14 protein-coding genes are annotated in these 18,601 nt (G+C 66.8%); 9 read left to right on the top strand and 5 right to left on the bottom strand.

Annotated features, from left to right (window positions below; genetic code table 11):
* Positions 1-50 precede the first annotated feature (50 nt).
* From CSAL_RS08800 to CSAL_RS08775, 6 genes are all read left to right on the top strand, one after another.
* Positions 51-1,100 carry a zinc-binding alcohol dehydrogenase family protein gene (locus tag CSAL_RS08800; protein WP_011507034.1) on the top strand — a complete coding sequence of 350 codons (1,050 nt, stop codon included), beginning with the start codon at positions 51-53 and terminating at the stop codon, positions 1,098-1,100.
* A complete protein-coding gene (locus CSAL_RS08795; RefSeq protein ID WP_011507033.1) occupies positions 1,097-2,737 on the top strand; it encodes a UxaA family hydrolase in 1,641 nt (546 codons plus the stop codon). The genes CSAL_RS08800 and CSAL_RS08795 overlap by 4 nt, the downstream gene beginning before the upstream one ends.
* Positions 2,734-3,870 carry a mannitol dehydrogenase family protein gene (locus tag CSAL_RS08790; protein WP_011507032.1) on the top strand — a complete coding sequence of 379 codons (1,137 nt, stop codon included), beginning with the start codon at positions 2,734-2,736 and terminating at the stop codon, positions 3,868-3,870. The genes CSAL_RS08795 and CSAL_RS08790 overlap by 4 nt, the downstream gene beginning before the upstream one ends.
* Before the next feature lie 38 nt (positions 3,871-3,908).
* Positions 3,909-4,895, top strand: coding sequence for a C4-dicarboxylate TRAP transporter substrate-binding protein (locus CSAL_RS08785; RefSeq protein WP_011507031.1), 987 nt, complete (start codon positions 3,909-3,911; stop codon positions 4,893-4,895).
* Between the two features lie 94 nt (positions 4,896-4,989).
* Entirely contained in the window at positions 4,990-5,457 is a 468-nt protein-coding gene (locus tag CSAL_RS08780) for a TRAP transporter small permease (protein WP_011507030.1), read from the top strand.
* A gap of 12 nt (positions 5,458-5,469) precedes the next feature.
* Positions 5,470-6,753, top strand: a complete 1,284-nt coding sequence (locus tag CSAL_RS08775; RefSeq protein ID WP_011507029.1) for a TRAP transporter large permease — start codon at positions 5,470-5,472, stop codon at positions 6,751-6,753.
* A 47-nt stretch (positions 6,754-6,800) separates the two neighbouring features.
* On the opposite strand, the gene CSAL_RS08770 is transcribed toward CSAL_RS08775, so the two are convergent.
* Positions 6,801-7,991 (bottom strand): ROK family transcriptional regulator, encoded by a 1,191-nt coding sequence (locus CSAL_RS08770; protein ID WP_011507028.1) that lies wholly within the window; start codon positions 7,989-7,991, stop codon positions 6,801-6,803.
* A gap of 346 nt (positions 7,992-8,337) precedes the next feature.
* Between CSAL_RS08770 and xylB the strand changes: the two genes are divergently transcribed.
* From xylB to CSAL_RS08755, 3 genes are all read left to right on the top strand, one after another.
* Positions 8,338-9,075 (top strand): D-xylose 1-dehydrogenase, encoded by a 738-nt coding sequence (xylB, locus tag CSAL_RS08765; RefSeq protein ID WP_011507027.1) that lies wholly within the window; start codon positions 8,338-8,340, stop codon positions 9,073-9,075.
* Between the two features lie 47 nt (positions 9,076-9,122).
* Positions 9,123-10,529, top strand: coding sequence for a sugar porter family MFS transporter (locus CSAL_RS08760; RefSeq protein ID WP_011507026.1), 1,407 nt, complete (start codon positions 9,123-9,125; stop codon positions 10,527-10,529).
* A 62-nt stretch (positions 10,530-10,591) separates the two neighbouring features.
* A complete protein-coding gene (locus CSAL_RS08755; protein WP_011507025.1) occupies positions 10,592-11,482 on the top strand; it encodes an SMP-30/gluconolactonase/LRE family protein in 891 nt (296 codons plus the stop codon).
* 148 nt (positions 11,483-11,630) lie between these two features.
* On the opposite strand, the gene CSAL_RS17575 is transcribed toward CSAL_RS08755, so the two are convergent.
* The 4 genes from CSAL_RS17575 to CSAL_RS08735 form a co-directional block, all read right to left on the bottom strand.
* On the bottom strand, positions 11,631-13,739 hold the full coding sequence (locus CSAL_RS17575; protein ID WP_011507024.1) for a methyl-accepting chemotaxis protein: 2,109 nt from the start codon (positions 13,737-13,739) through the stop codon (positions 11,631-11,633).
* 4 nt (positions 13,740-13,743) lie between these two features.
* On the bottom strand, positions 13,744-14,925 hold the full coding sequence (locus CSAL_RS08745; protein WP_011507023.1) for an ABC transporter substrate-binding protein: 1,182 nt from the start codon (positions 14,923-14,925) through the stop codon (positions 13,744-13,746).
* 169 nt (positions 14,926-15,094) lie between these two features.
* Positions 15,095-16,339, bottom strand: coding sequence for an NAD(P)/FAD-dependent oxidoreductase (locus tag CSAL_RS08740; protein WP_011507022.1), 1,245 nt, complete (start codon positions 16,337-16,339; stop codon positions 15,095-15,097).
* Between the two features lie 51 nt (positions 16,340-16,390).
* Positions 16,391-18,349, bottom strand: a complete 1,959-nt coding sequence (locus CSAL_RS08735; protein ID WP_050934522.1) for a sensor domain-containing diguanylate cyclase — start codon at positions 18,347-18,349, stop codon at positions 16,391-16,393.
* Between the last annotated feature and the right edge of the window lie 252 nt (positions 18,350-18,601).

Raw genomic sequence — 18,601 nt, 5'->3', positions numbered from 1 at the left:
CTAGGTGACTGGCCTGACCATCCTGCCTGGCGATGCGCGAAGGAACCCTTATGCAAACGCTTGTCTGTACCCAACCCCGACACATGGAACTGCGCGACGTGCCCGAGCCGCAGTGCGCGCCCGGCGAGGCCATGCTCAGGATTCGTCGCGTGGGTATTTGCGGTACCGACATCCACGCCTATGGCGGCAATCAGCCCTACTTCACCTATCCCCGCGTGCTGGGCCACGAGCTGTCCGGCGATATCGTCGGCGTCGGGGAAGGCGTCGACGAGTCGCTCGTCGGTCACAGCGCCTACGTGATCCCCTATCTGCATTGCGGTGAATGCCGCGCCTGCCGTCAGGGCAAGACCAATTGCTGCCAGCACATGCAGGTCATCGGCGTGCATCGCGATGGCGGCATGGCGGAATACCTCAGCGTGCCCGTGGATCACCTGGTCACCTCGAGCACCCTCGACGCCGAACAGCTGGCGCTGGTGGAGTGTCTTTCCATCGGCGCGCACGCCGTGCGCCGCAGTGCCATCGAAGCCGACGAGCTGGCCGTCGTGGTCGGCGCCGGACCGATCGGCATCGGCATCGTGCAGATCGCCCAGAGCCGTGGCGCGCGGGTGCTGGTGGTGGACACCAACCGCGAGCGCCTGGCCTTCTGCCGCGACACCCTGGGCGTGGAGGACGTACTGCATGCACTGGACGACGACGTGGAGGCCGCCATCGCGCGCCATCACGACGGCGCCCTGGCCGACGTGGTGTTCGACGCCACCGGCAATCCCGCCGCCATGAACCGCGGTTTCGATTTCGCCGGCCATGGCGGACGCTACGTGCTGGTGAGCGTGGTCAAGGCCGACATCACCTTCAACGACCCCGACTTCCACAAGCGCGAGCTCAGCCTGCTGGGCAGCCGCAACGCCACGCGGGAAGACTTCGAGACGGTGGCCCGTCTGATGGAGGAAGGCCGCCTGCAGTCGACGGCGATGATCACCCACCGCGGCCCGCACCACGAGCTGCCGACGCTGATGCCGCAGTGGTGCGACCCGGCCACCGGCGTCATCAAGGCGATGGTGACGTTCGATGACGCCAGCGCCCAGGGAGGTCGTCCGGCATGACCCAGACCATCGTGTCCGACCAGTACCGGCAGCCCAGCCTGCGCGTGCACGACCGCGACAATGTCCGCGTCGCCCTGCGCGATCTGTCCGCCGGTCTGGAGATCGACGACAACGGCCAGCGCCTGCGACTCTCCGAAAACGTACGCCACAAGCACAAGTTCACCCTGCATGCCATGCAGTCCGGCGATCTCGTCGTGATGTACGGCGTGACCGTGGGACGCGTCGTGGCGCCCATCGCCGAAGGCGCCGCCATCACCACGGCCAACGTCGAACACGCCACCGCCGACGCCGAGCCCCAGGGCCGCCGCGCGCAGTGGGACGCCCCGGACGTCAGTGCCTTCACCGGGCAGACCTTCGACGGCTACCACCGCCCCGACGGACGCGTGGGCACCGCCAACCACTGGCTGGTCGTGCCCCTGGTGTTCTGCGAGAACCGCAACATCGAAGTACTGCGCCAGTGCGTCGAGGACGCCATCGGCGACGACCCCTACCGGGATTACAAGCACATGGCCCGTCGCATGCTCCACGGCGATGCACAGGCGGCGCCGGCCGCGACGCCCGATGCTTCTCTGTTCCCGAACATCGACGGCGTGCGCTTTCTGACCCACACGCTGGGCTGCGGCGGCACCGACGACGACGCCCAGGCGTTGTGCCAGCTCCTGGCCGGCTACATCTGCCATCCCAACGTGGCCGGCGCCACGGTGCTCAGCCTGGGATGCCAGAAGGCCCAGATCGAGATGCTCAAGGAGGCGGTGGCCAAGCGCGACCCCGAGGGCCTGCGCCCCGTTCACTATTTCGAGCAGCAGGCCACCGACACGGAGCCCGAGCTGATTCGCCAGGCACTGGGCAGCATCTTCGACGGCCTCAAGGTCGCCAACGCCGTCGAACGGCGCCCGGCGCCGCTGTCCGAGCTCACCATCGGCGTGGAATGCGGCGGCTCCGACGGCTTCTCCGGGCTTTCGGCCAATCCGCTGGTGGGCGCCGTCATCGACCGCCTGGCGGCGCTGGGCGGCAGCGGCATTCTGAGCGAGTTCCCCGAGCTGTGCGGTGTCGAGCACGAACTGGTGGCGCGCTGCCGCGATGACGCCACGGCCTCGCGCTTTCGGCAGCTCATGGAGGCCTACCAGCGTCACGCCGCCTCGGTGGGCGCGCATTTCTCGATGAATCCCTCGCCCGGCAACATTCGCGACGGCCTGATCACCGACGCCATGAAGTCCGCAGGCGCGGCCAAGAAAGGCGGCGACAGCCCCATCGTCGATGTCCTGGACTACACCGAGCCCCAGGTGCGCAAAGGCCTCAACCTGCTCTGCTCGCCGGGCAACGACGTCGAGTCCACCACCGCCCTGGTCGGCTCCGGCGCCAACCTGGTGATGTTCACCACCGGCCTCGGCACGCCCACCGGCAACCCCGTCACGCCGGTCCTGAAGCTCGCCAGCAACAGCGAGCTGGCGCAGCGCATGCACGATGTCATCGACTTCGACGCCGGGCCCATCATTCGCGGTGAGGCGGATATCGCCGAGCTCGCCGACGAACTCCTGCGCCTGTGCATCGACACCGCCTCGGGGCGTTACCGCACCAAGGCCATGCGCCTCTCGCAGCTCGATTTCATTCCCTGGAAACGCGGAGTCTCCCTGTGACAGCGCCAACGCTCGCCGAGGCCGGCATCGTGCAGTTCGGCACCAGCCGCTTCCTGCTGGGCCACGTGGCCGCGTTCGTGCACGCCTCGCGAGAGGCCGGCCACACGCGCGACGGCATCCTCGTGGTCCAGACCTCGCCGCGCGAGGCCGGCAAGCAAAAGGCCCGCGACCTGGACACGCACCGGCAGTACCCCCTGGCGATTCGAGGTCGTCGCGACGGCCGCGACATCGACACCCGCGAGACCGTCACCAGCATCGCCGGCTGCTGGATCGCCGACGAGCAGTGGGACGCGCTGGAACGACACATCGTCGAGCATGCCCGTTTCGTGGTGTCCAACACCGGCGACAGCGGCTACCGCGTCGATGACGACAGCGCCCTGGCAGCGGTACCGACAAGCTTTCCGGGCAAGCTCGCCAAGCTGCTGCACGCGCGCTACCGCGCGGGACGCGAAGGCCTCACCGTGCTGCCCTGCGAGCTGGTCAGCCGCAACGGCGAGCAGCTCCTGGCCCTGGTCCGGGAACTGGCGCAGCGCGACTACGCCGATGCCGACTTCGACAACTGGCTGACGACCCGCTGTCTATGGGCCAACACCCTCGTCGACCGCATCGTCTCGGCGGCCCTGGAACCGGTGGGTGCCGTCGCCGAGCCGTATGCGCTCTGGGCCATCGAGGATCAGCCCGGCCTCGAACTGCCCTGCCGGCATCCCGACGTGCAGCGCGTGACCTCCCTGGCCCCCTACGAGATGCGCAAGCTGCATATCCTCAATCTGGCGCACACCTATCTCGTCCACCGCTGGCAGCGCGAGCCTCGATCGCACATCCGCTTCGTGCGCGAGGCCATGGATGACCCGGCATGGGCAGCGGAGCTGCGCCAGGTGCTCGACGACGAAGTGCTGCCCACCCTGGCGGAACACCTCGAGCGCCCCTCTCTCGAGGCCTATCGGGACGCCACGCTCGAGCGTTTCGCCAACCCTTATCTCGACCACGCCCTGCAGGACATCGCTCAGCACCATGCCACGAAGTGCCAGCGACGCCTGCAACCCGTGGTCGAATCGGCGCGCCGACGAGGCATCGCCACGCCGCGACTCGATGACGCCATATCGAGCGCTCAATCCACGACGCATTCCCGGTAACCCGACCGCACGACCGACAACAACCAAGGAGCACGACAATGCGTTTCAAGAAACTCACGCTCATCGCCACCAGCCTCTCCATCGCCGGCCTCGGCAGCTTGAACCTCGCCCAGGCCGCCACCGAGATCCGCGTCGCCTACGGCAACCAGCCCGGCGAGCCGGTCGATGTCGCCGTCAAGGAATGGGCGGAAAACGTCGAGCAGGCCAGCGACGGCGAACTCACGCTCAGCGCGTTCCCCGCCAGCCAGCTCGGCTCCGAGACCGACGTCATGGAACAGGCGCGCTTCGGCTCGCCGATCATCACCATCACCGCCTACAGCAACTTCATGAGCTCGGTGCCCGACCTGTCGGTGCTCGACGCGCCCTACCTGGCCGACAGCTTCGACGACAAGCTCAAGGTCTTCGACTCCGAGTGGTTCGCCGAGCAGAGCCAGAAGGTCGAGGAAGCCGGTTATCACATCGTCATTCCCAACACCGTGTACGGCACGCGCCACCTGCTCTCCCGCGAGCCCGCCACCACGCCCGAGGCACTCGACGGCGTGAAGATCCGCGTGCAGAACTCGCCGATGTACGTCGAGGCCATGCGCTCGATGGGCGCCACCCCCACGCCCATGTCGCTGGGCGACGTCTATCCGGCACTGGCCCAGGGCATGGTCGACGGGGTCGAGAACCCCACGCCGGTACTGTTCGGCGGCAAGTTCCACGAAGTCGTCAAGCACCTCAACCTGACCGGCCACATGAACACCGTGGCGCCGTTCGTCACCGGCAAGGCGTTCTGGGACCAGCTCAGCGAGGAAAACCGCGAGATCCTGACCGAGACCGGCCAGGACATGGCCGCGCACCTGCGTGAACTGGTCGAAAAGGAAAGCGACATCGCCCTGCAGAAGCTCAAGGATGCCGGCGTCGAGGTCCACGAAGTGGATACGCAGCCGTTCCGCGAACGCGCCGCGGAGCAAGTGCCCGCTGCCTTCCCGCAGTGGAGCGACGGCCTGTACGAGCAGGTTCGCCAGATCATCAACGGATAAGCGTTGACCGACCGCCGGCGCCGCACACCCCTGTGGCGCCGGCACGCGTATCACGCACGGCAGCCCAGGCGCTGCCGTGCCCGAGGAGCCTCACATGAAACGCGTATTCCATTGGATCGACCGCATCATGCGTCTCGATGAAGTGTTGGCCAGCGCGGCGCTCTTCGCGATCTTTCTCGTCGCCATCGGCAACATCTTCATGCGCTATCTCTTCGACACGCCGCTGGCCTGGACCGAGGAGGTCCTGCAACTGCTCATGGTATGGGCCACCTTCCTCGGCGCCAGCGCCCTGGTACGGCGCAACGAGCACGTGCTCATCGGCATGCTGTCGGAAAACCTGCCGGCGTCGTTCGCCCGCTGGAACGACCGCCTCTTCAATGTCGGCATGGTGCTGATCGCCGCCATCGTGCTCGGCTACTGGGGCCTGCAGCTGCTGCCCTATTCCAATTTCCGCAGCACGCCCATGCTGCAGATCCCGTACATGTGGATTCACGTCGCCATTCCGGTCAGTGCCGTCGTCATGGCCTACCACTGCCTCGTCCGACTGGCTCGCGATACCTAAAGGATACTACCCATGGCCGTAGGCATAGCACTCGCAGCGCTGTTGCTTCTTTTCGTGCTGGGCACTCCCGTCGCCTTCGCACTGTTTCTGTCGACGTTTCTGTATTTCCTGTTCGGCGCCGACCAGCCCACCATGCTGCTGATTCAGCGCCTGGCCGGGGGGCTGGAGTCCATTTCGCTGCTGGCGATCCCGTTCTTCATCATGGCGGGGGTGTTCATGAACCACTCCGGCATCACCGACCGCCTGCTCAAGCTGGCCGAGCTCATGACCCGGCGCCTGCACGGCGGACTGGCCCAGGCCAACGTGCTGCTGAGCACCTTCATGGGCGGTCTCTCCGGTTCCAACATCGCCGATGCCGCCATGAACGCCAAGCTGCTGGTGCCCAGCATGACGGCCAGCGGCTATCCCAAGCCGTTCTCCACCGCCGTCACCGCCGCCTCCTCGCTGGTGACCTCGACCATCCCGCCGGGGATCGCGCTGATCGTCTACGGCTACGTCAACAACGTCTCCATCGGTCGCCTGTTCCTGGCCGGCGTGGTGCCCGGGATCCTGATGGCGGTGTGCATGATGCTGCTGGTATCGCGTCAGTGTCGTCGGCTGGGCTACCAGCCGCCGCGCAAGGAGCGGGTCTCGCGGCGGGAATGGGTCAGCGTGACGCGCGCCGGCATCATCGCCCTGCTGCTGCCGGTCGTGGTCATCGGCGGCATTCGCGTCGGCGTCTTCACGCCGACCGAGGCCGGCGCCATGGCCGTGCTGTACGCCTTGATCGTGGGGATGTTCGTCTACAAGGAAATGAACGTGGGCAACGTCGCCGTGGCCACGCGGGAATCGCTGTTCGCCTCGGTCAACGTGCTGTTCATCATCGCCGTGGCCTCGGGATTCGCGCGCTTTCTGACCTGGGAACACATCCCTCAGGACATCGCCATGCTGCTCTCGTCCCAGGTGGGCAGCGCGGTGGCGTTCCTGCTGCTCGCCAATGTCATCCTGCTGGCGCTGGGCATGTTCCTGGAAGGCAACGCCATTCTCATCGTGCTGTCGCCCCTGCTGGCGCCGGTGGCGGCCCAGTTCGGCATCGACCCGGTGCATTTCGGGATCATCTTCATCCTCAATGCCTCCATCGGCACGATCACCCCGCCCCTGGGAACGGTGATGTTCACCACCTGCAGCATCACCGGCGTGAAGGTGCCCGACTTCATCCGCGCCATCATGCCCTACTGGCTGTTGCTGGTCGGCCTGCTGCTGGTGGTGACTTTCGTGCCCGCCGTGTCGATGACACTGCCCGACCTGATTTTCTGAACACCGGCGCTTCTCTTAACCCTGTCCTGACACCGGCACCGCCGGCCTCACGCCTCCAACGCCGCCTTGGCCATGACCTGGGCGGCGGCTCCCCGCGCGGCGGTGAAGGTACTGTCGTGAATGACCTTGACGGGCACCCGCTGCGTGCCCCGCAGCAGATCGTTCTGATGCGCCTCGAAGTACGACAGTGCCGGTTCGATCAGCCGCTCGCCGAGCCGCATCAACGACCCGCCGAGTACCAGCGTGGCGGGATTGAGCGTGTGGTGCAGGTTGAGCATGAGAATCCCCAGCGCCTCGCCGGCACGCCGCAGCGTGACATCGACCTCGGCATCGTTGCCCCGCGCCACGATCGCCGCCTCGAGGTTCTCGTCGTCGGCGATGCCCAGGGCGGCACGAATCGCCCAGCCGCTGACCAGCGTCTCGGCGCACCCCCGGTTGCCGCAATGGCAGTACAGGCCGCCCGGCTGCACGATGGTGTGACCGATCTCGCCCACCAGGCCCTGTCCGCCACGCGGCACCAGCGGGAAGTTGTCTCCCGTGACCAGGCCGCTGCCGATACCGCTGGCGGCACTGATATAGACGATGGACTCGGGCGGAATGCCGTCGTGGAAGTAGAACTCCCCGAAGGCCGCGGCGTTGGCCTCGTTGTCGAGCAGCCAGATGCCGTCCAGATCCGTCAGATGCTCGCGCAGCACGTCCAGAAACGCGACATCCACCCAGCCCAGGTTCGGCGCCAGGCGCAGGATGGGATCCACCGGCGAGACCGGCCCCGGCACCGTCACGCCCAACCCCAGGCAATGGCGCCCGGCGATGGCCGGATCATCACGCAGGGTACGCAGCATGGCGGCCAGACGCACCGCCGTGGCCTCGGGCGTGGTGGGCGGCTCGGTGACGTAACGCTGGAGCAGCACCTCGCCCCCCAGGGTACATGCCACCACACGCAAGCCGCGCACCCCGATATCCGCCCCCAGCAGGACATGGTGGGAGTCGTCGAGATACAGCGCCCGCCCGGGACGGCCGCCGCCACGGGGCTGCAACTCGCCCTCGCGTAGCCAGCCGCGCTCCAGCAGCGCCTGGACGACGCCTCCCACCGTGGCCTTGGTCAGCTGCGTGCGCGAGGCGATGTCGGCACGCGTGGCGCCGGGATAGCGGCGTACGGTCGCCAGGATGGAGCTGCGGTTGAGCTTCTTGAGAAAGTTGAGATCACCGGCGGCTTGAGGGGCAAAGGTGCTGACCATGGCGATTCGGGGTGCCTCGCTGTGCGTCGTGTCGAGTCGGCCAATATATCAAATTACTCAACGCCTCTCTGCGCCGTGACGGCTCGTCGCGCGTTCCGCGGGGCGAGTTAATAAACGCGCTGAACCTATTCCGCGCCCCACCGCCCGCGAGACACCTGACGTCACGCGACCCCGGCAGGCATCCCTCACGTTGTGCCCTGGCGCCCTCGGACAGGCATGGCAAGCCTGTGTGTGACTATCGTCGCATGGAAAAAGCCAGCCATCTGAAGAATCATTCGCTTAGTAAAATCTATTAACTAAAGCAGCGTATCCGCTCGGATACCTCACTCGGCAACAGAGGTTCTGCATGAGCACAGCGATTTATCCCAGCCTCAAGGACAAGACGGTCGTCATCACCGGCGGCGGCTCCGGCATCGGCGCCGGGCTGGTCGAGGCCTTCGTCGCCCAGGGCGCGAACGTCCACTTCCTCGATGTCGCCGAGACGCTCGCGAACGAGCTGGTCGAGCGCTGTGAAGGTGCCCCGACGTTCCACCACTGCGACCTGACCCAGCCCGACCAGCTGCGCGCCACGCTGGGCGAGATCGGCCACGTCGACGTGCTGATCAACAACGCCGCCAACGACGACCGCCACAAGCTCGAGGACGTCACGCCCGAGTACTGGGAAGACCGCATGAACGTCAACCTGCGCCACCTGGTGCTCGCCGCCCGTGAGGTCGCCCCGAGCATGCGCCGACAGGGTCAGGGGGCGATCATCAATCTCGGCTCGATCAGCTGGCACCTGGGGCAGCCCGACATGCTGCTCTACGAAACCGCCAAGGCCGGTATCGAGGGTCTGACCCGGGCCCTGGCGAGCGATCTGGGCAGCGACGGCATTCGCGTGAACTGCATCATCCCCGGCAACGTCAAGACGCCGCGTCAATCGCGTTGGTACAGCCCCGAGGACGAAGCGCAGATCGTCGACGAGCAAAAGCTCAAGGTACGCATCCATCCACATCACGTGGCCGCGATGGCGCTGTTCCTGGCCTCGGACGACGCCGCTGCCTGTACCGCTCACAACTACTGGGTCGATGCCGGCTGGCTGTAAGCCAAAGCCTCCGGCGCCCGCCGCCACCAACAACAACGGAGCACACCATGCCAACCTATAGCGATTCGCAACGGTCCCTGATCGTTTTCCTCACTTGCTGCGTCGCCGCCATCGGCGGCTTCCTCTTCGGGTTCGACAGCGGTGTCATCAACGGCACGGTCGACGGCCTGCAGTCCTCGTTCAATTCCGACAGCGTCGGCACCGGCTTCAATGTCGCGTCCATGCTGCTGGGGTGCGCGGTGGGGGCCTTCTTCGCCGGCCGCCTGGCCGACAAGTACGGTCGTCGCACCCTGCTGCTGGTCGCCGCCGTCTTCTTCATCGTCAGCGCCTGGGGGTCGGGCATCGCCGGCGGCTCGCTGGAATTCGTCATCTACCGGATTCTCGGCGGCCTGGCCGTGGGGGCGGCGAGCGTCATGGCGCCGGCCTACATCAGTGAAATCGCCCCGGCGCACCTGCGCGGCCGACTCGCCACCATCCAGCAGGTGGCGATCATCTCGGGGCTGTTCTTCTCGTTTTTGAACAACTACATCCTGGCCAACCTCGCCGGCGGTTCCACCTCCGAGCTGTGGTTCGGCGTGACCGCCTGGCGCTGGATGTTCTGGATGGAACTGATCCCCGCCGGCATCTTCCTGATCGCCCTGCTGTTCATTCCGGAAAGCCCGCGCTACCTGGTCAGCGCGCGTCGCGACGAGCGTGCCGAACGCGTGCTGCACATGATCTACAACGAAAGCGATGCCAAGGAACGCCTGGCCCAGATCCGCGATTCTCTCTCGGAGCAGCGCAAGCCGCGCTTCAGCGACCTGATCAATCCCAAGACCGGCAAGGTGCTCAGCCTGGTGTGGGTCGGGATCGGCCTCGCGGTCTTCCAGCAGCTGGTTGGCATCAACGTGGTCTTCTACTACGGGGCCGTGCTCTGGCAGGCCGTGGGCTTCTCCGAGGGTGACGCCCTGCTGATCAACGTCATCAGCGGCGCGGTGAGCATCGCTGCCTGCCTGGGCGCCATCGCCCTGATCGACCGCATCGGCCGCAAGCCGCTGCTGTGGGGCGGCTCCCTGGGCATGGCCGTGACACTGGCGATTCTGGTCTACGCCTTCTCCACCGCCGAGATGGTCGATGGCAGCCTGCAACTGTCCGACAGCAACGGCGTGCTGGCGCTGATCGCCGCCAACGCCTACGTGTTCTTCTTCAACAGCTCCTGGGGCCCGGTGATGTGGGTCATGCTCGGGGAAATGTTCCCCAATCAGGTGCGCGGTTCGGGGCTTGCCATCGCCGGCCTGTTCCAGTGGGTCGCCAACTTCGCCATCACCATGACCTTCCCCATCATGCTCGCCTCGATCGGCCTGACCGGCGCCTATGGCTTCTACGCTATCTGTGCGGTCATCTCGATCTTCTTCGTCATCAAGTTCGTCCGCGAAACGAACGGCCGTGAACTCGAGGACATGGCCTACGTATGATCGCGTCATCGGCGCCGGGGCTCCCCCGGCGCCAGCGCCCGCCACACAAGAGGTCAAGCACGATGTCATCCCTCATTCCCGCCGACGCCGTTCCCCGTCCCGTGTATCTCGCCGACAACCTGCTGGGTGAAGGCCCGTTGTGGGACACGCTGGAAAACGCCCTCTACTGGGTGGACATCAAGCGCCACCGTCTCTACCGGCTGGCCGGCGACGGCACCCGGCACTGGCAGTTCGACGAAGAGATCACCAGCATCCACCGCCACGCCCAGGGTGGCTTCGTGGTGACGCTTCGCCATGCCATCGCGCGTCTGCACCTGCCCGAGGGCACACTGGAAAAATGGCTGACCCCCGAGCCGGATCGTCCCGGCAACCGCTTCAACGATGCCGTCGTCGACACGCGCGGGCATCTCTGGTGCGGCACCATGGACGATGCCGAGCGCCAGGCCAGCGGTGCGCTGTATCGCGTGCGTCCCGACGGCGACTGCCGGCAGCAGGATCGCGGCTACATCATCACCAACGGCCCGGTCTTTTCGCCTCAGGGCGACGTGCTCTACCACACCGATACCCTGGCACGCTGCATTTACCGGTTCGCCGTGGACGACCAGGGCCAGCTCGGCGAACGCGAGCTCTTCACGCGGCTGCCCACGGATCAAGGCTTTCCCGACGGCATGACCACCGACCGCGAGGGCAACCTGTGGGTCTGTCAGTTCGGCGGCTGGCGCATCAGCGTGTTCGATCCCCGTGGACGCCTGCGTCAGGAAATCCCCATGCCCGTCGCCAACATCACCAGCTGCACCTTCGGTGGCCCCGAGCTTGCCACGCTGTACATCACCACCGCCCGCAAGGGCCTCGACGATGACGCCCTGGCCGAGCAACCCGAGGCCGGCGCCCTGTTCGCGCTCGACACCCTGACCCACGGCGCGCCTGCCCCGACCTTCGCATCGCCCGCCTGAGCGGCGCTTGTCGCAGGCCCGAAGCGGTTCTCTCCAGAAGACGACATCACCAAAAAGACGGCCCCGCGGCCAGGGCATCTTGCCTTGGCCGCGGGGCCGTCTTTTTTCGCTTTACCGGGGCGCGCCTCTCGCGCCCCGCAAGCCACGCTCAGGTGGCGGGCAACGCTCGCGGCGGGATCTCGTCCTCGTCGTCGTACGCCGCCTCGCTCACCTTGAAGCGTCCCACCAGTACGTGCATGTCGTTGGCGCGCGCGTCCAGCGACTGACTGGCCGACGAGGCGTCCTGCACCAGGGAAGCGTTCTGCTGCGTGACCTGATCGAGCTGCGCGATGGCCTGGTTGATCTGGTCGATCCCCGTGGACTGCTCCTGCGTGGCCTCGGCGATCTCGGAGACGAACTGCGTCACCTTGTCGACGCTGCCGACGATCTCGCGCAGATGCCCACCGGTTTCCTCGACCAGCTCGGCGCCCTCGCCGACCTTGGTCATGCTGTCCTTGACCAGATCACGAATCTGCTCGGCTTCATCGGCACTGCGACTGGCGAGACGGCGCACCTCGTCGGCGACCACCGCGAAACCGCGCCCGTGCTCGCCGGCCCGTGCCGCTTCGACCGAGGCGTTGAGGGCCAGCAGATTGGTCTGGAAGGCGATGGCATCGATGGCCTCCACGATGGTGGAGATCTTGTCGCTGGACTCGCGGATCTCCTGCATCGCACGCTGCGTCCGCTCGCCCACGTCCCCGGCATCGCGGGCACGCTGCCCGACCTGCTGGCTCATGTCGCGGGCCTGATGCGCATAGTCGGCGGTCTGTTTCACGGTCGCCGTGATCTGCTCGAGACTTGCCGCCGTTTCCGCCAGCGACGAGGACTGCTGGTCGGTGCGTTGCGCCAGATCCTGATTGCCGGAGGCGATCTGACGGCTGCTCGAGGCCACCGACTCGGCACCGTCGCGAATCTGCGCGATGAGCCGTTCGAAGGTGATCATCATCTGGTTGAAGGCCTGCGCGGTATGGCCGATCTCGTCGCCATGGCGCACCTTCAGGCGCATCGACAGATCACCGGTCTGGCCGGCGGCGCCGCTGATGCTTTCCATCTGACGGCGCATTTCACCGATGGGCTTGAGTACCCGCGTCATCACGCGCCAGCCGACGGCCGCCAGGATCACGATGACGATCAACAGCACCACCAATTGCAGCACGCGTCCCGCCTGGGCCGTGGCCGTGGCCTGCTCGGCCGCCGCGTCGGCACGCTGGGTAGCATAGGCTTCGACGCGCTCGAGACTCTCGCGCATGCCATCCATCGCCTGGGAGACACCGGCCAGCGCCTCCTTCGAGCGGTCGCGCAAGGCCAGCTGACGGTCGCGCAGGGCATAGACGGCGTTGTCGTCGGTCAGCATCAAGGCGTCGAGTTCCTCGATCACCTCGCCGAGCTGTGCCGCGCTTTCCTGCTGGGCGGATGTCGCGCCCATCGCGCCCTCGATGCCGGCCAGCGCCTGATCGATCCGCGAGATCTGCTGGGCGATCTGGTTGTAACGCAGGTCGACCAGCGCATCATGGCTGTCCACCTGCATCAGCTGACGCCCCTGGTCGGCCAGCTGCGCCACCAGCATCTGCACGTCGCCGCTCAGGCTCGCGACATTGGTGCGCTCCCCCATCAACGAGTCGAGCATCGACATCGGCACCATCGACAGCCCCTGCTCCTGCATGCGCTGGATACGCTGCGCCAGGGCCCGCTGCTGACGTACTTCGGCGAGCGTCGCACGCCCGGCCATGGACTCGGCGTCGGTCAACACCTCGGCGATCTTTTCCTGCATCTCGGCGATGCGGGTACGCATGGAGGCGGTCAAGTCGACGTCCTCGCGGCGCACCGTTTCCAGGGCGGCATCGGCCTGCTTCAGGTCGGCGTAGTCCGCCTCCAGGGCGTCCAGCAGCGCCTGATCGTCGTCCGGCATCAACGATGCCAGACGCTCGCGGCCTGCCATGAAGCGCTCGTCGGCACTGGCCTGGGTGGGCGCGGCCTCCAGCGCCGCCTCGCTCTCGGCGGCGAGCAGGTCCGTCTGGCGCTCACGGTAGCGCGTCAGCGCATCGCTCATGGCCCGGCTGGCCGCTTGCTGCGGCAGTATTTCATCGGTGAACAGGCTCTGCGCCTCGATCAACCGCTGGTTGGAGAGAAATCCCGCCGCGGCCGGAATCAACGCCCCCAGCACGGCGGCCACGAACAGCCCGATCAGCATCGCCCGCAGGCTCAAACTCTTCTTCATGGGATTACTCCTCGGCCGCGCGCTCATCGAGCAGGGTGAACCAATCGACGGGCTCGAAGCGGCCGTCATGAATCCGTGTCGCCCACACGGCATCGTTTGCCTGATGATCCTCCGGCCCCAGCGTCAGAGGCTCGCCCAGGCCGAGATCGACTTTGCCGAGGCCCTCGAGCCCGTCGACGAGCGCCTCGCGGTCGGGGTCGGCGCCCGCCGCCTGGAGTCCTTCGACGAACAGCGAGGCTGCCATGTAGCCCTCCAGCGACACGAAATCGCCATCGCTGTCGGCACCATTGGCCTGCAGGGCGGCGCGATACGCCTCGACACCCGGCAGATCCGAGGTATGCGGCGGCACCACCTGGGTGACGATCACGCCCTCGGCGGCGTCCCCCAGCTCGTCGAGCAGCGCCTGACTGCCCACGAAGGAAACGTTGAGAAACAGCGCGTCGGGCAGGTCCTTGCGTGCCTCGCGGATGAAATCCGCCGCCGGCCCGTAGGTGCCCACGATGATCACCGCCTTGGGCGTGACCGGCGCCTGCAGGATGGTGGCCACCCCCCGATGCACGTTGCGCGTGCCCCGGGTATAGCGGCCGTGGGCCAGACGCTCGGGGTGGGAATACCCATGGTTGGCCAGGGAACGCAGTGCGCCCCGGTAGCCGGCATCGCCATAGCCGTCGGCCTGGGTGAAGAACGCGATTTCCTCGGGCGCGATGCCCGCCAGCAGCAGGCCCTCGATCATCGTCGCGGTTTCCTGGGCATAGCTGGCGCGATAATTGAAGACGTAACGATCCGGTGGAGACTGACGCAGCACGCCGCTGCCGGTGAGCGCCCCGATCAGCGGCATCTCGTGCTCCAGAAGGATCGGCAGGTTGACGATGGCCGTGGGCGTGCCGACGTTGCCCAGCATGGCCAGCACCTCGTCGTCGTCCAGCAGCTCGCGTGTCGCCTTGGCCGAGCGCAGCGGCTCGTAGCCGTCGTCGCGCGTCACCAGGGTCAGCGATTCGCCATGCACGCCCCCTGCCTCGTTGACCTCGGCGAAACGCGCCTCGATGCCCCGCTTCATGCCTTCGCCCAATGACGATGCGGCCCCACTGAATGGAGCCACCATCCCGACCTTGATCTCCGCCCAGGCCGGCATGGCGACTAGGGCAAGCGCCAATGCACCTGCCAGCCACCTGCGTTGAACCCTCATGATCCCTGCCTCTTTATCGTGATTCGCGCGTTATCGTTAGCCGCGCTTTGACGTGATTCGCGCTGTCGCGGGGAGAACCCGCGACGCCGTTGGAACCACTATCGGCAGTCAATCAGAAAAGTTGAATCGAGAAACCCGGCGGGCAGATCAACGGGATGGCAGCGTCATCTCACAGGAAGCGTTCGGCACGGAACGGCGCCATGTCGATGGCCGGCACCTCGCCCGCCATCATCGCCGCGAGCAGTTGGCCGGTCGCCGGGCCCAGCGTGAACCCCTGATGGGCGTGGCCGAGGGCGAACCACAATCCCGCGTGGCGCGGTGCCGGGCCGATGATGGGCTTCATGTCCGGGGTGCACGGGCGCGCGCCCTTCCAGGGACGCGACTCCAGACGCTCGCCGAGCGGGAACAGGCCCCGCGCCACGCGTTCCGCCGCCTCCAGCTGTGCGTGGCCGGGCGGTGCGTCGCGCGGCGCCAGCTCCGCCCCCGTGGTCAGACGAATGCCTGCCTGCATGGGCGACAACAGGTAGCCGGTCTCGGCATCGAGCAACCAGTGATGCAACGGCGCCTGCTCGCGGGGGGCGTAGTGCATGTGGTAGCCCCGCTTGACGAACAGCGGCAGCCGATACCCCAGCGTACCCAGCCAATGATCCGCCCAGGGTCCCAGCGCGAGCACCACGTCGCGTGCCTCGAACGCTCCCTCCGCAGTGGTCACCCGCCAGCCCTCGCCATGGCGGGCGATGTCGCGAATGTCGCCGCGCAGGCACTCGCCGCCCGCGGCCTCGAAGGCACGCGCGTAGGCCGCCACCAGGGCGCCGGGATCCGCCGCCGTCCACGGGTCGCGCCAGTGCACCGCGCCCAGGGCCTGGGCGTCGAGATGCGGCTCGCGCGCTCGCAGCGCCGTGGCATCCAGGGCGTCAAAGGTCAGCCCGAAACGCTCGGCCAGGGCCTGAGCCTCGGCCTGGCGCGCCTCCAGTGCCGCCGGCGTCCGGTATACCTCCAGCCAGCCGTCGCGGCGTATCAACGCCTCGGCCCCCGCCGCCTCGATCATCTCGGCATGCGCGTCGATCGACAACGCGATCAGCGAGGCATACTCGGGCACGATGCGGGCATAGGCCTCGGGCGCGCTATGTTGCCAGTACTGCCACAATGCCCGCCCCGCCTGGGCAATGCCGCGCGGGGTGTAACGCACGTCGACGCCCCGGTTGCCCAGCACGCGCCACAGCTCGCCCAACTCGCGCGGAAAGGCATGCGGCGCCACCGCCTCGCGCTGGATGATGCCGGCATTGCCGTAGGAGGTTTCGCGGCCCGGCTCGCGGCGGTCCAGCAATGCCACCCGGCGACCGCGACGCGCCAGGTGATAGGCCACGCCCACGCCGACCATGCCGGCCCCGAGTACCAGGGTATCGTGTGTCATCGTGCGTCCCCATGATGTCGTCGGGCGCTGTCGCCTCGACGGCCGGTGGCATCATCCGCAGCGCGCATCGGCCACCATCCGATTCTTGCCCTGCGCCTTGGCCTCGTAGCTCGCCGCGTCGGCGCGCTTGACCACGGCCTGGGCCTCGTCATCGTCGCTCCCCAGACACGAGACACCCAGGCTCGCCGTGACGCGGTAACGCTTGCCATCTTGCACCACGGAAAGCTCGCTCACCGCATGGCGTACCTTGTCGGCGATACGCACGGCCTGCTGGTGGCCGCAGCCGGGGAGCAGAATCGCGAACTCGTCGCCGCCGAGCCGGGCCAGATGGTCGTCGCGACGCACGCAGCCTTCCAGGCAACGGGCGATGGCATCGAGCATCTCGTCGCCCAGGGCATGACCGCCGTCGTCGTTGATGGGCTTGAAGCTGTCCAGGTCGAACAGGATCAGCGCTGCCACATCGCCGCGCTCCTTGAAGGCCATGAAGGTATCGTTCAGGCGTCGGTCGAAGCCACGCCGGTTGAGCAGCCCCGTCAGCGGATCGTGCTCGGCCTCCCAGAGCTGGCGTTTCTGCTGTTCACGCAGGTGAGTGATGTCCTTGACGAAGCCCACCACACCCTGGGGCCGGCCATCGTTCATGACCTGGCTGGTGTAGAGCTCCAGCCACATCATGCCGCGTTCGCCGCAGGCGAAGCGCAGCTGTCGGTGCAGCTCGTGACCGCCGTTCACCGCATGACGCCACAGCGCGAACAGCACCGGACGGTCCTCGGGGTGCAGGCGGCGCAGCCATTCGCGGCGCTGGAAGGCCGGCGTCGACAGCCCCGTCAGACTCTCCAGGGCCGGATTGACATAGGTGATGCGGCCCTCGAGGCTCGCCAGGAACATCGGCAACGGCGAGGAACGCAGCACCGCGTCGAGATACGCCTGCCGACGATGGCGCTCGGCGCGCTCGAGGCCGCGCTCATGCTCGACATCGTTGAACGTCCGGGCGATACGGCGCAACTCATCCAGCGACGTATCCAGGGTGATGCGCGAAATCTCGCCCTGCCCCACCAGCGCGATCTGCCGGGCCAGGCGCCGCAAGGGCGACAATCCCAGGCGCAGTAGCCACCACAACAGCGGCAGCATCGACAGTACCACCACCGCGGCCACCCACCCCTGGCGACGCACGTAATCCAGGATCGGCTGCCGCACTTGGCTTTCCGGCAGGAAGACGCCAACGACCCAGCCCGGCTGCCAGACCTGATGGAAGCTCATCAACGCCGACTCGCCATTGACCAGTCGCCCGATACCCGTGCCCTGCCAGCCGTCCAGCGCCTTCTCGAGCAACGGCCCCTCCCATGCCGCCGGCGTTTGCTGCATGATCCGGTTCTGATCGGGATGACTGAGTACCGTTCCATCGCTGGTCATCAACACCGCATAGCCCCGCTCGCCGATACGCAGGCTGCGCAGATCGAGAAAGAAGCGGCCATCGCGCAGGTTGACCACGCCCCCCAGCATGCCGGCGAAGTCGCCTTCGTCGTCGCGCAGGGGCACGCCCATCACCACCAGGGGACGTCGATCGTGCAGCTTGCTGATGATCGGACGCCCCACGAAGGGGCGCCCGACCTCTTGGAGGAAGCGAAAGTACTCACGCTCGGCGACATTCAGGCCCACGGCGCCCGACAACGACGGCATGAAAGCCTTGACCTCGCCTTGCGCGTCGGTCACGAAGGCGGAATCGAACAGCTCGAGCAAGGCCGAGTGACGGCTCAGACGCCGTTGCACATCCTCGACACTCGCCTCGTCGAGGGATTCACCGCGTCCCCGCAATTGCCCGGCCTGGGCGGTCGCAAGGGTTTCCAGCGTATCGAGCCGCAACGTGATCGCCTGCTGAATGTCGCGCGCGATCAGCGAGGCTTCATAATCCAGGTGCGAACGGTTGATCTCGTCCGCCAGATCGCTGCCGCCACGCAGCGATACCCAGAGAATGGCAGCCACCAGCACCAACCAGCCCAGACCGATGCCCATGACAAGACGACCGAATAGCGTGCCCGGAAGCAGCGTTCTGGGCAATATCCTGGGCAGTAGCGTGGAAAACCGTCTTGCACGATAGGGCCATCTTCGCATTGTGCGGCGCCGGGGTCGGTCAGGAATGTAAACGAGTGACAAGCCTATCCCAGCGGCTGTCGCGAGCAAACCCCGTGCCCCGATTCGTCTCGTTGCACAGGCGTCGTACTGGCAGTCACTCGCACCGCGCCGACGCGAGGGCATAAAAAAACG

The sequence above is a fragment of the Chromohalobacter israelensis DSM 3043 genome (genome assembly GCF_000055785.1).
In the GTDB taxonomy this organism is placed as follows: Bacteria; Pseudomonadota; Gammaproteobacteria; order Pseudomonadales; family Halomonadaceae; genus Chromohalobacter; species Chromohalobacter israelensis.
The sequence above is the reverse complement of the archived record's forward strand: the minus strand, read 5'-3'. Positions and strand labels throughout refer to the sequence as shown.

What these genes read in the sequence shown, in the direction of transcription:
- CSAL_RS08735 (WP_050934522.1), bottom strand. Translation starts at nt 18,349, where the DNA reads ATGGGCATCGGTCTGGGCTGGTTGGTGCTGGTGGCTGCCATTCTCTGG.
- xylB (WP_011507027.1), top strand. Translation starts at nt 8,338, where the DNA reads ATGAGCACAGCGATTTATCCCAGCCTCAAGGACAAGACGGTCGTCATC.
- CSAL_RS08745 (WP_011507023.1), bottom strand. Translation starts at nt 14,925, where the DNA reads ATGAGGGTTCAACGCAGGTGGCTGGCAGGTGCATTGGCGCTTGCCCTA.
- CSAL_RS08760 (WP_011507026.1), top strand. Translation starts at nt 9,123, where the DNA reads ATGCCAACCTATAGCGATTCGCAACGGTCCCTGATCGTTTTCCTCACT.
- CSAL_RS08770 (WP_011507028.1), bottom strand. Translation starts at nt 7,991, where the DNA reads ATGGTCAGCACCTTTGCCCCTCAAGCCGCCGGTGATCTCAACTTTCTC.
- CSAL_RS08775 (WP_011507029.1), top strand. Translation starts at nt 5,470, where the DNA reads ATGGCCGTAGGCATAGCACTCGCAGCGCTGTTGCTTCTTTTCGTGCTG.
- CSAL_RS17575 (WP_011507024.1), bottom strand. Translation starts at nt 13,739, where the DNA reads ATGAAGAAGAGTTTGAGCCTGCGGGCGATGCTGATCGGGCTGTTCGTG.
- CSAL_RS08800 (WP_011507034.1), top strand. Translation starts at nt 51, where the DNA reads ATGCAAACGCTTGTCTGTACCCAACCCCGACACATGGAACTGCGCGAC.
- CSAL_RS08795 (WP_011507033.1), top strand. Translation starts at nt 1,097, where the DNA reads ATGACCCAGACCATCGTGTCCGACCAGTACCGGCAGCCCAGCCTGCGC.
- CSAL_RS08740 (WP_011507022.1), bottom strand. Translation starts at nt 16,339, where the DNA reads ATGACACACGATACCCTGGTACTCGGGGCCGGCATGGTCGGCGTGGGC.
- CSAL_RS08785 (WP_011507031.1), top strand. Translation starts at nt 3,909, where the DNA reads ATGCGTTTCAAGAAACTCACGCTCATCGCCACCAGCCTCTCCATCGCC.
- CSAL_RS08755 (WP_011507025.1), top strand. Translation starts at nt 10,592, where the DNA reads ATGTCATCCCTCATTCCCGCCGACGCCGTTCCCCGTCCCGTGTATCTC.
- CSAL_RS08780 (WP_011507030.1), top strand. Translation starts at nt 4,990, where the DNA reads ATGAAACGCGTATTCCATTGGATCGACCGCATCATGCGTCTCGATGAA.